This window comes from Pseudomonas sp. VE 267-6A, assembly GCF_024126555.1.
In the GTDB taxonomy this organism is placed as follows: Bacteria; Pseudomonadota; Gammaproteobacteria; order Pseudomonadales; family Pseudomonadaceae; genus Aquipseudomonas; species Aquipseudomonas palmensis.
In genome coordinates, this window is record NZ_JAMYBY010000004.1 from 193,079 (window position 1) to 206,580 (window position 13,502).

A 13,502-nucleotide genomic window follows, 5' to 3' on the forward strand; every position below is an offset into this window, starting at 1 on the left:
GAGCGGGCTTGACCCGCGATGGGCTGCAACGCGGCCCCCCACCAAAGCCCGGTTTGCGATGACCATGACCCCGACCCTCCCCCGCCGTCCGCGCTGGCGCAGCCTGGCCCTCCTGGCGCTGTGCCTGGCGCCGCTGCTGTGGCCGCTGCAACGCCTGGCTGAGCACTACTACCAGGAGGAACTGGCCAGCCAGAACCGCCAGACCCTGGACCTGTACGTGGCCAACCTGCTGGGCACCCTGCACCGCTACGAGACCCTGCCGCAGATCCTCGGTGACCTGCCGGCATTGCGCGCGGTGCTGGCCGACCCGATACGCCTCGAGACCCTGACCAACGCCAACCGCCTGCTCGACGACATCTGCGCGCAGACCGGCGCCGAGGTGATGTACCTGATGGACGTCAACGGCAACACCCTGGCGGCCTCCAACTGGAACAAGCACGACAACTTTGCCGGGCGCAACTTCTCGTTCCGCCCCTACTTCAGCGAAGCCATGCAGGGCCGGCTGGGGCGTTTCTTCGGCCAGGGCACCACCTCGGCCAAGCGCGGCTACTTCTTCGCCGCAGCAGTGCGTGACGGCGACCAGGTGATCGGCGTACTGGTGGCCAAGATCGACCTGGACCACACCGAAACCCTGTGGGGCAAGACCCCCGAGCAACTGCTGGTGACCGACCACAACGGCGTGGTGATCCTCACCTCGCGCCCCGACTGGCGCTTTCGCGCCACGCGCCCGCTCAGCGAGGCCGAGCGCGATGCGATCGTGGCGATCCAGCCCTACCCCACCACCACGCCCAAGCCCCTCAGGCTCAACCCCGATGCCTGGCTGACCCAGACCCAGGCCATCCCCGAGACCGGCTGGCAGGTCAGCATCCTGGCCCCGCGCACCCTGGTCGACCGCTCGGTGAGCACGGTGCTGTTCATCGGCGCCGCCACCCTGCTGGTGGTGATGCTGCTGCTCGGGCTGGTGATGCAGCGCCGGCGCAACTACATGGACCGCCTCGACTTCGAGGCCCGCGCTCGCCAGGAGCTGGAGCTGCGCGTGGCCGAACGCACCGCCGCCCTCGAAGGCCTCAACAGCCGCCTCAAGACCGAAGTGCTTGAGCGCGAGCAGGCCCAGCAGGAACTGGTGCGCGCCCAGGACGAGCTGGTGCAGGCCGGCAAGCTGTCGGTGCTGGGCACCATGTCGGCAAGCATCAGCCATGAGCTCAACCAGCCGCTGGCGGCGATCCGCAGCTACGCCGAGAACGCCGAGATCCTGCTCGACCACCAGCGCACCGACGATGCGCGCAGCAACCTCAAGCTGATCAGCGAACTGACCGGGCGCATGGCCTCGATCATCGCCCACCTGCGCGCCTTCGCCCGGCGTGACCGGCATGCGCCGGAAAGCGTGGCGCTGCAGCCGGCACTGGACGACGCCCTGGCCCTGCTGGCCAAGCGGCGCCGGGCGATGGCGGTGGAGCTGGTGCGCGACCTGCCCGAGGCCACCCTGTGGGTGCAGGCCGGCGAAACCCGCCTGCGCCAGGTACTGGGCAACCTGCTGGCCAACGCCCTCGACGCGCTGACCGAAAAGGCCAACCCGCGCAAGCTCTGGCTAAGTGCCGAACGCCGCGAAGGCAGCGTCTACCTGACCATTCGCGACAACGGCCCGGGCTTCAGCAGCCAGGCCCTGCTGCGCGCACGCGAGCCGTTCTTCACCACCAAGACGCGCACCCAGGGCCTGGGCCTGGGCCTGGCGATCTGCGATACGCTGATCAACGCGCTGGGCGGTGAGCTGGTGCTGGCCAACCACCCGGAAGGCGGTGCGCTGCTGACCCTGCAACTGCGCGTGGCCACCCCCGGCGCCGCGCTTCAAACCTCGGAGGACTCCTCGGCATGACGACCGACACACTGATCGACAGCCGCACCCAGGTCGTCCTGGTCGATGACGACCCGCACCTGCGTCAGGCCCTGAGCCAGACCCTGGACCTCGCCGGCCTGCGCGTGCTGCCCCTGAGCGACGCCCAGGGCCTGGCCGCGCGCCTGGAAAGCGACTGGCCCGGGGTGGTGGTGAGCGATATCCGCATGCCCGGCATCGACGGCCTGCAACTGCTCGAACAACTGCATGCCCAGGACCCGGACCTGCCGGTGCTGCTGATCACCGGCCACGGCGACGTGCCGCTGGCGGTGCAGGCGATGCGCGCCGGGGCCTACGACTTTCTCGAAAAGCCCTTCGCCAGCGACGCCCTGCTCGACAGCGTGCGCCGCGGCCTGGCGCTGCGCCGCCTGGTGCTGGACAACCGCAGCCTGCGCCTGGCCCTGAGCGATCGCCAGCAACTGAGCACGCGCCTGGTGGGCCAGTCGACCCCGATGGCCCGGCTGCGCGAGCAGATCGGCGCGCTGGCCGGCACCCGCGCCGATGTGCTGATACTGGGCGAGACCGGCGCCGGCAAAGAGGTGGTGGCGCGCGCGCTGCACGACCTGTCGAGCCGGCGCGACGGCCCGTTCGTGGCGATCAACGCCGGTGCCCTGGCCGAATCGGTGGTCGAGAGCGAGCTGTTCGGCCACGAGCCCGGGGCCTTTACCGGGGCGCAGAAGCGGCGCATCGGCAAGTTCGAATTCGCCAATGGCGGCACGCTGTTTCTCGATGAAATCGAGAGCATGAGCCTGGATGTACAGGTCAAGCTGCTGCGCCTGCTGCAGGAGCGGGTGGTCGAGCGCCTGGGCGGCAACCAGCTGATCCCGCTGGATATCCGCATCATCGCCGCCACCAAGGAGGACCTGCGCCAGGCTGCCGACCAGGGGCGTTTTCGCGCCGACCTGTATTACCGCCTCAACGTCGCGCCGCTGCGCATCCCCCCCCTGCGCGAGCGCGGCGACGATGTGCTGATGCTGTTCCAGCACTTTGCCGACGCCGCCAGCGAACGCCACGGCCTGCCCCCCCACGTGCTGCAACCGGCGCAACGTGCGACGCTGCTGCGCCATGCGTGGCCGGGCAACGTGCGCGAGCTGCAGAACGCCGCCGAGCGCTTCGCCCTGGGCCTGGAGCTGGCCCTGGACGGCGACAGCCCTGGCCCGGTCGATCAGGCGCAGGCAGCGCCGGGCAGCGGCAACCTCAGCGACCAGGTCGAGCAGTTCGAACGCTCGCTGATCGCCGCCGAACTGACCCGCCCGCACAGCTCGATGCGCAGCCTGGCCGAAGCCCTCGGCGTGCCGCGCAAGACCCTGCACGACAAGCTGCGCAAACACGGCCTGAGCTTTGCCGACAGCAATGCCAGTGGCACCGACGACACCGAGGACAACCGCTGATGAACCCGAGCCATTACCTGCAGGACGTGCTGCACGCCGACATCCCGCTGACCCGCGAGATGGGCCTGCAGGTGCTCGACTGGCAGCACCAGCGGCTGCGCCTGCAATTGCCGCTGGCGGCCAACGTCAACCACAAGAGCACCATGTTCGGCGGCAGCCTGTATTGCGCGGCCGTGCTGGCAGGCTGGGGCTGGCTGCACCTGCGCCTGCGCGAGGCGGGCATCGGCGACGGGCATATCGTCATCCAGGAGGGCCAGATCAGCTACCCGCTGCCGGTCACCGGCGCCGGCGTGGCGGTGTGCGCGGCGCCCGAGGCCAAGGTCTGGGAGCGCTTCGTGGCCACCTACCAGCGCTACGGCCGCGCGCGCCTGACCCTGCACACCCAGGTGTTCAACGAAGGCAGTGAAACGCCCGCCGTGCAGTTCGGCGGGCAGTACGTGCTACACCGCTGAGGCGAGCGCGAGCAGGCTGGCGCGCCACGGCGCTGCGGCTGGCAGGGCAAGGAAGAAAGGATTGAGCAGGCTTTCGCGGGATGGGTAGGCGAACGGCTGGCCGTCCAGGCCCAGCACTTCGCCGCCGGCGCCTTCGAGCACGCCCTGGGCGGCGGCGGTGTCCCACTGCGAGGTCGGCGCCAGGCGCGGGTAGCAGTCGGCGGCGCCTTCGGCGAGCAGACAGAACTTGAGCGAGCTGCCCACGGAGGTCAGCTCCAGCTCACCCACCGCCGCACTCAGGCCGGCCAGCAGGCGCTCCTGCTCGGGGCTGCTGTGGCGGCGGCTGGCGACCACGGTGAACGGGGTGCCGGCAGGCGGCGCCGCACGCACGCTGATCGGCGCTGCCGGCGCGTGCGGGTCTTCGTGCCAGGCGCCCAGGCCCTGGCCACCGTAGTAGCAACGCCCCGTGGTGGGCACCCCGACCACGCCGAATACCACCCGACCCTGTTCGATCAGGGCGATGTTGACGGTGAACTCTTCGCTGCCGGCGATGAACTCCTTGGTGCCGTCCAGCGGGTCCACCAGCCACCAGCGCTGCCACTGTTGGCGCTCGGCCAGGCCGATGTCGCAGTCTTCCTCGGACAGCACCGGTATATGGGGCGCCAGCCGCTGCAGGCCGGCGGCGATCACGTCGTGGGCGGCGATATCGGCTGCGGTCACCGGCGAGGCATCGAGCTTGGTCTGCACGGCCACGTCCGCACGCCAGAAGGGCAGGATGGCAGCGCCCGCCTGTCGGGTCAGCTGCACCACCTGCTGCATCATTTCGCGGTCGTTCATGCGCCGAACACGCCGCGCTGGGTCAGCAGGTCACGCACCAGGTACAGCGCCGCCAGCGCCCGCCCTTCGGAGAACTGCGGATGCTGGGCCAGGGCCGAGAGCTCGCGCAGGTTGACCTTGTCGACACGCATCGGCTCGGGCTCGTCGCCCTCCAGGCGCTCTTCGAACAGGTCGGTGGCCAGCACCACCTGGATCTTCTGGCTCATGTAGCCGGGCGACAGCGACAGCTCGGTCAGGTGTTCCAGCTGCCGGGCGCCGAAGCCGGCTTCTTCCTTGAGTTCACGGTTGGCCGCCGCCAGCACGTCTTCACCGGGCTCGATCAGGCCCTTGGGCAGCGACAGCTCGTATTCGTCGGTGCCGCCGCAGTATTCCTCCACCAGCACCGCGTGCTCGGCATCGAGCATCGCCACGATCATCACCGCGCCATAGCCGTTACCGCGCCCGACCAGGCGTTCATAGGTACGTTCGGTGCCGTTGCTGAAGCGCAGCTCGACCGCTTCGACACGGAACAGGCGGCTGCTTGCAACAATTTCGCGGCTGAGGACAGTGGGTTTCTGGCGCATGAGGGGGCGGCTCCTTGGCGGTAACGGGGTACTATACCGTCCACCGAGTCTGGATCGAACGAGAATATTTCACATGCCCTCCCTGGCCTGGCACGACATCGATACCGTATTGCTGGATATGGACGGCACCCTGCTGGACCTGCACTACGACAACCACTTCTGGTTGGAGCACCTGCCCCAACGCTACGCCGAGCTGCATGGCATCAGCCGTGCGATGGCCGAGCTGGAAATGCAGCCGCTGTTCGAACGCCACGCCGGCTCGCTGAACTGGTACTGCCTGGATTTCTGGAGTGCCGAGCTGAAGCTGCCGGTGCGCGAGCTGAAACTGGAAACGGCCGACCTGATCGCGCTGCGCCCGGACGCCGACACCTTTCTGCAGGCGATCCGCCAGGCCGGCAAGCGGGTGATCCTGATCACCAATGCCCATCGCGATTCGTTGTCGTTGAAGCTGGAGCGGGTGGCGCTGGCGCCCTATTTCGAGCGGCTGATCAGCTCCCATGACTATGGCTTCCCCAAGGAAGACCAGCAGTTCTGGAGCGCATTGCACGCGGATACCGGGTTCGACCCGGCACGCAGCCTGTTCATCGACGACACCCTGGCGATACTGCGCAGCGCGCGCGACTTTGGCGTGGCGCACCTGCTGGCAGTGCGCCAGCCGGACAGCCGCAAGGGGCCGCGGGACACGGCGGAGTTTGCGGCGCAGGAAGATTATCGGGACTTGTTGCAGGGGCTGTAGGCCGCTTCGCCGGCTCCTACACAAGGCACCTTACCTGTAGGAGCCGGCGAAGATCACACCACCAAGCTGGAGCCTTACTCCGGAATACGCAGCGTCTGCCCCGGGTAGATCTTGTCGGGATGGCTCAGCAACGGCTTGTTGGCCTCGAAGATCTTGTTGTACTGGTTGGCATTGCCATACACCGCCAACGAAATCGCACTCAGCGTGTCGCCCTTCTTCACCACCACGAAACGCGCCGCCGCCACGACCGGGCCGGTCACGGTGAGCTGGTCGTCCACCGACGCGACGCCGGCAATGTTGCCCAGCGCCAGCAGGATCTTCTCCTTCTCTTCCTGGCTGCCTACCTCGCCCTTGACCGTGACCTTGTCGCCGTCGACGGTGGTCTGGATGTTCGGGTTGCCCAGGCCGACCTTCTGCACGTGCTCCTTCAACTGGTCGTCAGCCTTGGCGTTGCCGGGGGTGAGCAGGTCGATCAGTTTTTCACCCGCTTCTTTCACGAAACTAAAAATGCTCATCCTGTGCTCCTTAGGTATCAATGACCGGAGCAGGCAGTCTAGGACAAGATAGAATGCTTCGCCTGCCAATGCCCCGGAACGACGATGGATATCAAACAACTCAAATTCCTCATCGCCCTGGATGAAACCCGCCACTTCGGCCAGGCCGCCGCGCGCTGCCACGTGACCCAGCCCACGCTGTCGATGCGCCTGCGCAACCTGGAGCGCGAACTGGGCCTGCCGCTGGTCAACCGCGGCCAGCGTTTCGAGGGCTTCACCGCCCAGGGCGAGCGCGTGCTGGCCTGGGCGCGCTCGGTACTCTCGGCCTACGACGGCCTGTACGCCGAGGCCGCCGCCTGTCGCGGGCACCTGGCCGGCACGCTGCGCCTGGGGGTGGTGCCGCTGTCGAGCTTCGACCCGCTGCCACTGCTGCAGCGCCTGCACCGCCAGCACCCCGAGCTGCGTTTCGAGCTGAGCGCGTTGAGCTCCGAACAGATTCTCGACCAGCTGGCGAGCAACCGCCTGGACCTGGGCGTGTCGTACCTGGAGCGTCTCGACAGCGAGCGCTTCGAGGCCCTGCCCCTGGGCGACACACGCATGGGCCTGCTGTTCGACCCACGTCACTTCGCATTCGCCGAACAGCCGTTGAGCTGGGAGGCCGTGGCCGAGCTGCCGCTGGGCCTGCTGACCGCCGGCATGCACTTTCGCCAGTCCATCGACCACGCCTTCCATACCCGCGGCCTGGCCCCGCAGTTGCTGTTGCAGACCGACGCCGTTCATCAGCTGGTGCAAGCGGTGGAGGGTGGCCTGTGCTGCGCGGTGATGCCGCTGAACGCCGGGCTCGAAGCACTCACCGGGCACCTGCGCCTGCAACCGATAGACCAGGCCACCACGCTGGCGCCCCTGGGGCTGATCATGCGCCGCAGCGCGCCGCGCTCGGCCCTGGCCGAGGCCTGCATCGCCGAGTACCGCCTGTCGCTCGACCCGGCGTGATCGACGCGCTCTATCAATGCATCAGCAGTAGCGATTAGACGATACCCGAGTGCAGGCCTAGGCTTAAGGCTGACCTGCCTGCCGGTACCTGCCGATGACCATCAAACCCCCGGCCTGCGTGGCGTCCACGCCCCTGGCCGCGCCCGCTGCCAGCAACCGCTACGACTACCGCCAGCTTGACGACAACAGCCAGGGTGGCGCCGACCTCGCCGAAGAGGTGGCCCTGGCGATCGCCTACAACGGCATCAGCCAGGCGGTGATGCTGGTGAGCCCTACCGATCTGCACGACTTCATCGTCGGTTTCAGCATCGGCAGCGGCATCATCGCCTCCCCCGACGACATCTATGACGTGAGCTTCACGGCCAGCGGCTCGGCCATCCATGCCGAGGTGCAGATAGCCAGCCGCGCCTTCTGGAACCTCAAGAATCAGCGCCGCCAACTGGCCGGCACCAGCGGCTGCGGCCTGTGTGGCGTCGAGGCGGTGGAGCAGGCGCTGCCCGATCTGCAGGTGCTGCCCGGCGCGCCCCTGCCGCCGCCGCACTGGCTGGACGGCCTGCGCCAGCGCATCAGCGCCTTCCAGCCACTGGGCCAGCACTGCGGCGCGGTGCACGCGGCACTGTTCATGAACGATCAGGGCGAACTGCTGCTGGGCCGCGAAGACATCGGCCGGCACAACGCCCTGGACAAGCTGATCGGCGCCCTGGTGCGTCAGCACATCGCCCTCGACGGCGGCCTGGCGGTAGTCACCAGCCGCTGCAGCCTGGAGCTGATCCAGAAGGTGCTGCGCGCCGGCATCCAGACCCTGGTGAGCCTGTCTGCGCCCACCGGCCTGGCGCTGCAATGGGCGCGCCGCCACCAGCTCAACCTTATCCACCTGCCGCACCACAGTGCGCCAAGGGTCTACAGCCCGGCGCAGGAGAGTCGCCCGTGAGCCTGCATCATCAAGCCGACCAGAAGCCGGTCCCCCGCTACAAGCCCTACCACGGCGCCGCCGGCGGCTGGGGCGCGCTGCGCAGTGTGGCGCAAGCCTGGATCGGCAGCGACAACGCGCTGAAGAACATCCGCACCCTGCTCAAGACCAACCAGAACGGCGGCTTCGACTGCCCGGGCTGCGCCTGGGGCGACTCGCCGGAAAGCGGCATGGTCAAGTTCTGCGAGAATGGCGCCAAGGCGGTGAACTGGGAGGCCACCAAGCGCCGGGTCGATGCGGCCTTCTTCGCCCGCCACAGCGTCACCTCGCTGCTGGGCCAGAGCGACTACTGGCTGGAGTACCAGGGCCGGCTCACCGAGCCGATGGTGTACAACCCCTCCAACGACCGTTACCAGCCGATCAGCTGGGACAACGCCTTCGCCCTGATCGCGCGCCACCTCAACGGCCTGACCAGCCCCGACCAGGCGGAGTTCTATACCTCGGGCCGGGCCAGCAACGAGGCGGCCTACCTGTACCAGCTGTTCGTGCGCGCCTACGGCACCAACAACTTCCCGGACTGTTCGAACATGTGCCACGAGGCCAGCGGCGTGGCCCTGGGCCAGAGCGTCGGGGTCGGCAAGGGTACGGTGACCTTCGACGATTTCGAGCACGCCGACGCGATCTTCGTGTGGGGCCAGAACCCTGGCACCAACCACCCGCGCATGCTTGAACCGCTGCGCGAGGCGGTCAAGCGCGGTGCCCAGGTGGTGTGCGTGAACCCGCTCAAGGAGCGCGGCCTGGAGCGCTTCCAGCACCCGCAGCACCCGCTGGAGATGCTCACCAACGGTGATCGTCCGACCAATACCGCCTATTTTCGCCCCGCCCTGGGCGGCGACATGGCGCTGCTGCGCGGCATGGCCAAGTTCCTCCTGCAGTGGGAGCACGAGGCGCAGGCAACAGGTGCGCCAGCGGTGTTCGACCATGCCTTCATCGCCGAACACACCGCGGCCGTGGAGGCCTACCTTGAAGTGGTCGAGGCCAGCAGCTGGGAGCAGATCGTGCAACAGTCGGGCCTGGGCCTGGCCGATATCGAGCAGGCCGCACGCATGTATGCGCGGGCCGAAAAAGTCATCATGTGCTGGGCCATGGGCATCACCCAGCACCGTCACTCGGTGCCGACCATCCAGGAAATCGCCAACCTGATGCTGCTGCGCGGCAACCTTGGGGTGCCAGGGGCCGGGCTATGCCCCGTGCGCGGCCACAGCAACGTGCAGGGCGACCGTACCATGGGCATCAACGAACGCCCGCCGGTGGCGCTGCTGGATGCACTGGAGCGCCGCTTCGGCTTTGCCGTGCCGCGCCACAACGGCCACAACACGGTGGAGGCGATTCGCGCCATGCTCGATGGCAAGGCGCGGGTGTTCATCGGGCTGGGCGGCAACTTCGCCCAGGCCACCCCCGACACCGAACGCACTGCACAGGCGCTGCGCAACTGCGAGCTGACGGTGCAGATCAGCACCAAGCTCAACCGCAGCCACCTGATCCACGGGCAGCAGGCGCTGATTCTGCCGTGCCTGGGACGCACCGATATCGACCTGCAGGGCGAAGGCCCGCAGGCAGTGACGGTGGAGGACTCGTTCAGCATGGTGCATGCCTCCAACGGCCAGCTCAAACCGCTGTCGCGCCAGATGCGCTCGGAGCCGGCGGTGATCGCCGGAATCGCTGCCGCCACCCTGGGCAGCAAACCGGTGGACTGGCACTGGCTGGTGGCCGACTATGGGCGCATTCGCGAACTGATCGCCGACACCATTCCAGGGTTCGAGGGGTTCAACCAGCGCCTGCAGCACCCCGGTGGCTTCTACCTGGGCAACAGCGCCGGCCAGCGCCAGTGGAAGACACCCAGCGGGCGGGCCAACTTCAAGGCCAATGCGTTGCCCGACGACCTGCTGCACGAGAGCGTACGCGCCAGCGGCCAGGTGCCGGACCTGATCATGCAGTCGATGCGTTCCCACGATCAGTACAACACCACCATCTACGGGTTGGATGACCGTTACCGTGGGGTCAAGGGGCAGCGCGACGTGCTGTTCGCCAACGAGGCGGATATCATCCGGCTGGGTTTCAACCCCGGTGACAAGGCCGATATCGTGTCGTTGTGGGGCGATGGCCGCGAGCGCCGGGTCAAGGGCTTCACCTTGCTGGCATTCGACATTCCGGCGGGGCAGGCGGCAGCCTACTACCCCGAGGTGAACCCGCTGGTGCCGCTGGAAAGCGTGGGCGATGGCAGCCATACGCCGACGTCGAAGTTCGTGGCGATCAGGATCGAGGCGGCCAGCGCCACGGCCAGGATCATCTAGGCCCCTTCGCCGGCAACGCCGGCTCCCACAGGGTCTTGCGGCGCATGCAGAACGCTGTGGGAGCTGGCTTGCCAGCGAAGAGGCCAGTTCGTTCAGCGCATAACTGCAGGCAAGAAAAAGGCCCTGGCATCACTGCCAGGGCCTTCGTCCCAAGTAAGCTCAGACCCGCAAAAACGCATTAAGTTTCACTGTAAAAACAGTAACTTATAAAATTGTATACACGTCGTGCCAATCGTCGGATTTGCGTTGCCAGCGCGTGTTGCAGAGCCTCAGGATCGCCTCGTCATCCCTTTGAGGCTCCCTTATGAAGTACTCCTCGATTCTGCTGTTGTCTCTCGGCCTGCTCAGTGGCGTTGCCTCGGCAGGTGGCTCCACCGAAGCCGGTATCGGCGGCGCATTGGGCGGGGTATTGGGTTCGGTGGTTGGCCAGTCGATCGGTGGCAGCACCGGTTCGGCCATCGGCGCCGGCCTGGGCGGTGCAGCCGGTAGCGCGGTAGGTGCCGACAAGCGCAGCCGCGGCGAGGCGGCCATCGGTGGCGCACTGGGTGCGGCCGGCGGCAACGTGGTGGGCCGCAGCGTGGGCGGCAACACCGGCAGCCTGATCGGCGCCGCAGCCGGCGGCGGTGCGGGCGGTGCACTGGGCAACTACATGGGCAACAAGAGCGACGACGAAGACCGCCGCTACAACAACCGCGGCCGCGGCTACGATGACCGCCGCCACTACCGCGATCGCGGCCACCACTACGGCCATCGCAAGCACGACAAACGCTGGCGTCACCGCTGAATTCCATCGACGCTGCCGGCCCCGCGCCGGCAGCGCCGCAGTTGCACCCGCAAACGTAGCAATCAAGCCATGTGCCATCACGCCATTGGCTTAAGCCATTCACCTAAGCCTTTCCCCGCCCCGCCCCCTGCGCGAAAACCTTCGAGCCTGTTGTTCGGCCAGCTTTCCAGCCTTTTATATTGACTGTCCGATCAACATCGGCAGGGGCCTGTTTGCGTCGGCTGTTTTGTGACTGACGGGTCGGCTTAAGGGGCGTCCCGATTTTGACGTCAAATAGCAATCGCTATGATCCGCCCCACCTTAAGCGACGCAGTGGGCGCACGGAATGCGGATGTACCTGGGAATATGGATCGGCACGGCCCTCGGCGCCTGCGGCCTGCTGCTCGACCTGCTGCCCCTGGGCCTGGCCGGGCTGTCGCTGGTGCTGCTTGCCAGCACCTTGCTGCGCCCGCGCCCCGTGGCACAGGTGGCTGCGGTCAGCGACGCGCCCATCGTGCTCGAACAGCCGCCACTGCACACCCTGCTGCCGGTGGTGGCGCCCAGCTGGATCGACAGCCTCCAGCAGAGCCGAACCCTGCTGGGCGACAACATCAGCCAGTTGCTCGAACGCTTCGGCGCCATCAACCAGCGACTGGAACACAGCCTCAACGACGCCGACAACGTCCTGGCCAATGGCGGCGTGGGCGAGAACCTGCGCGAGGCCAACCAGCGTCTGCGCCGGGTCACCGAAAGCTTCGCCGCCAGCAGCCAGCGCCAGCATGAATTTCTGACCACCATCAATCATCTGGGCAGCTACGCCGGCCAGCTCCAGCAGATGGCCAAGCGCGTGCAGGAAGTTGCCAGCCAGACCAACCTGCTGGCGCTCAATGCCGCCATCGAGGCTGCCCGCGCCGGCGAGTTCGGCCGCGGCTTCTCGGTGGTCGCCGACGAGGTGCGCAAGCTCTCCAGCCTGTCGGCCGAGACTGGCCAGTCGATGGACGCCAAGGTGGGCGAGATCAACCAGTCGATCCAGTCCAGCATCGATGCCGCCACCGTGCTGGGCAGCGAAGAACAGGCCAACCTGCGCGAGCTGGAGCAGGTGCTCGACGAGGTGATCAGCGACCTGGGCGGCAACCTCGACGCCCTCGACGGCGCCTCGCGGGCGCTGCAACAGGATGCCCGCGCCACCCAGGCAGATATCCACGCGATCATGGTCAGCCTGCAGTTCCAGGATCGCGCCGACCAGATGCTCGACCACCTGCAGGCCGACCTGCTGCAACTGCTCGATGCCCTGGCCCACGACGACCCGCGCCTGCACGACCCGCAAGGCTGGCTGCAGCAATTGCGCCAGCGCTTCACCACCAGCGAGGAACGGGCTGGCCACAGCCAGTCGGCATCCAGCAGCGACGTGACCTTTTTCTAACTCCGGAAGCCCTGAACATGGCCAAGACCATCCTGATCGTGGACGACTCCGCCTCGATGCGCCAACTCGTGAAAATCAGCCTGGCCAGTGCCGGCCACCAGGTCATCGAAGCCTGTGACGGGCGCGACGCGCTGAACAAGCTCACCGGGCAGAAGATCAACCTGGTGATCAGCGACGTGAACATGCCCAACCTGGACGGTATCGGCCTGGTCAAGGCGCTCAAGGCGCGCAACGAATACCGCTTCACCCCGATCATGATGCTCACCACCGAAAGCGAGCAGGCCAAGAAGGCCGAGGGCCAGGCCGCCGGAGCGCGGGCCTGGATCGTCAAGCCGTTCCAGCCCCAGCAGTTGCTGGCGGCTGTCGAAAAGCTGATTGGCTGACGCGCATGTTCACACTCGCCGCAGCCACCGCCGACATCCCCGCACGGCTACGCCTGGACGGCGACCTGACCATCTATGAGGTGCGCGCCGCACGCGAGCAGCTGCTGGCCCTGTTGCCCGCTCAGCCAGTGCCCTGGCAACTGGACCTGGGCGGCCTGGACGAGCTCGACAGTGCCGGCGTGCAACTGCTGCTGAGCCTGCACAAGACCCTCTGCGCAAATGGCCACGACGCCGAGGTGATCGCCCTGCCGGGCAACGCCCGGGCGTTGCTGGAGCTGCTGCGCCTGCCCGCATTGTGCCCGGCCGGTAGTCCCGTGCCGTGCGAGGAGTGAG

The 13,502-nt window shown here is 67.4% G+C and carries 14 protein-coding genes; 11 read left to right on the forward strand and 3 right to left on the reverse strand.

Annotated features, from left to right (window positions below; all coding sequences use genetic code 11):
• The first annotated feature begins 58 nt into the window (after positions 1–58).
• From NJH59_RS05965 to NJH59_RS05975, 3 genes are read left to right on the forward strand one after another with little or no spacing between them, the layout of a single operon-like run.
• Positions 59–1,873, forward strand: coding sequence for an ATP-binding protein (locus tag NJH59_RS05965; protein ID WP_081315192.1), 1,815 nt, complete (start codon positions 59–61; stop codon positions 1,871–1,873).
• Positions 1,870–3,282, forward strand: coding sequence for a sigma-54 dependent transcriptional regulator (locus NJH59_RS05970; RefSeq protein WP_043861648.1), 1,413 nt, complete (start codon positions 1,870–1,872; stop codon positions 3,280–3,282). Before NJH59_RS05965 ends, NJH59_RS05970 begins: the two co-directional genes overlap by 4 nt.
• A complete protein-coding gene (locus NJH59_RS05975; RefSeq protein WP_043861647.1) occupies positions 3,282–3,734 on the forward strand; it encodes a YiiD C-terminal domain-containing protein in 453 nt (150 codons plus the stop codon). Before NJH59_RS05970 ends, NJH59_RS05975 begins: the two co-directional genes overlap by 1 nt.
• On the opposite strand, the gene cysQ is transcribed toward NJH59_RS05975, so the two are convergent.
• Both cysQ and nudE read right to left on the reverse strand, forming a co-directional pair.
• Positions 3,723–4,550, reverse strand: a complete 828-nt coding sequence (gene cysQ, locus NJH59_RS05980) for a 3'(2'),5'-bisphosphate nucleotidase CysQ (protein WP_253086521.1) — start codon at positions 4,548–4,550, stop codon at positions 3,723–3,725. The genes NJH59_RS05975 and cysQ overlap by 12 nt on opposite strands.
• A complete protein-coding gene (gene nudE / locus NJH59_RS05985; protein WP_043861645.1) occupies positions 4,547–5,113 on the reverse strand; it encodes an ADP compounds hydrolase NudE in 567 nt (188 codons plus the stop codon). The genes cysQ and nudE overlap by 4 nt, the downstream gene beginning before the upstream one ends.
• 73 nt (positions 5,114–5,186) lie before the next feature.
• Here nudE and yrfG point away from each other — a divergent pair, with 73 nt between their 5' ends.
• Positions 5,187–5,849 carry a GMP/IMP nucleotidase gene (yrfG, locus tag NJH59_RS05990; protein WP_043861644.1) on the forward strand — a complete coding sequence of 221 codons (663 nt, stop codon included), beginning with the start codon at positions 5,187–5,189 and terminating at the stop codon, positions 5,847–5,849.
• 74 nt (positions 5,850–5,923) lie between these two features.
• Here yrfG and lysM read toward each other — a convergent pair whose 3' ends face one another.
• Positions 5,924–6,364, reverse strand: a complete 441-nt coding sequence (lysM, locus tag NJH59_RS05995; RefSeq protein WP_058541679.1) for a peptidoglycan-binding protein LysM — start codon at positions 6,362–6,364, stop codon at positions 5,924–5,926.
• 84 nt (positions 6,365–6,448) lie between these two features.
• Here lysM and NJH59_RS06000 point away from each other — a divergent pair, with 84 nt between their 5' ends.
• The 7 genes from NJH59_RS06000 (at position 6,449) to NJH59_RS06030 (ending at position 13,501) form a co-directional block, all read left to right on the forward strand.
• Positions 6,449–7,336 carry a LysR family transcriptional regulator gene (locus tag NJH59_RS06000; RefSeq protein WP_054915921.1) on the forward strand — a complete coding sequence of 296 codons (888 nt, stop codon included), beginning with the start codon at positions 6,449–6,451 and terminating at the stop codon, positions 7,334–7,336.
• A 94-nt stretch (positions 7,337–7,430) separates the two neighbouring features.
• Complete coding sequence (gene fdhD, locus NJH59_RS06005; RefSeq protein ID WP_043861641.1) at positions 7,431–8,267, forward strand: formate dehydrogenase accessory sulfurtransferase FdhD; 837 nt, start codon at positions 7,431–7,433, stop codon at positions 8,265–8,267.
• Entirely contained in the window at positions 8,264–10,600 is a 2,337-nt protein-coding gene (locus NJH59_RS06010; RefSeq protein ID WP_253086522.1) for an FdhF/YdeP family oxidoreductase, read from the forward strand. Before fdhD ends, NJH59_RS06010 begins: the two co-directional genes overlap by 4 nt.
• A gap of 304 nt (positions 10,601–10,904) precedes the next feature.
• A complete protein-coding gene (locus NJH59_RS06015; protein ID WP_043861639.1) occupies positions 10,905–11,384 on the forward strand; it encodes a glycine zipper domain-containing protein in 480 nt (159 codons plus the stop codon).
• A gap of 331 nt (positions 11,385–11,715) precedes the next feature.
• Positions 11,716–12,786, forward strand: a complete 1,071-nt coding sequence (locus NJH59_RS06020) for a methyl-accepting chemotaxis protein (RefSeq protein WP_238596463.1) — start codon at positions 11,716–11,718, stop codon at positions 12,784–12,786.
• Between the two features lie 17 nt (positions 12,787–12,803).
• A complete protein-coding gene (locus NJH59_RS06025; protein WP_043861637.1) occupies positions 12,804–13,169 on the forward strand; it encodes a response regulator in 366 nt (121 codons plus the stop codon).
• 5 nt (positions 13,170–13,174) lie between these two features.
• The gene (locus NJH59_RS06030) at positions 13,175–13,501 is read left to right on the forward strand and encodes a lipid asymmetry maintenance protein MlaB (protein ID WP_253086523.1); all 327 of its coding nucleotides are present in this window, start codon (positions 13,175–13,177) and stop codon (positions 13,499–13,501) included.
• The last annotated feature ends 1 nt before the right edge of the window (position 13,502 follow it).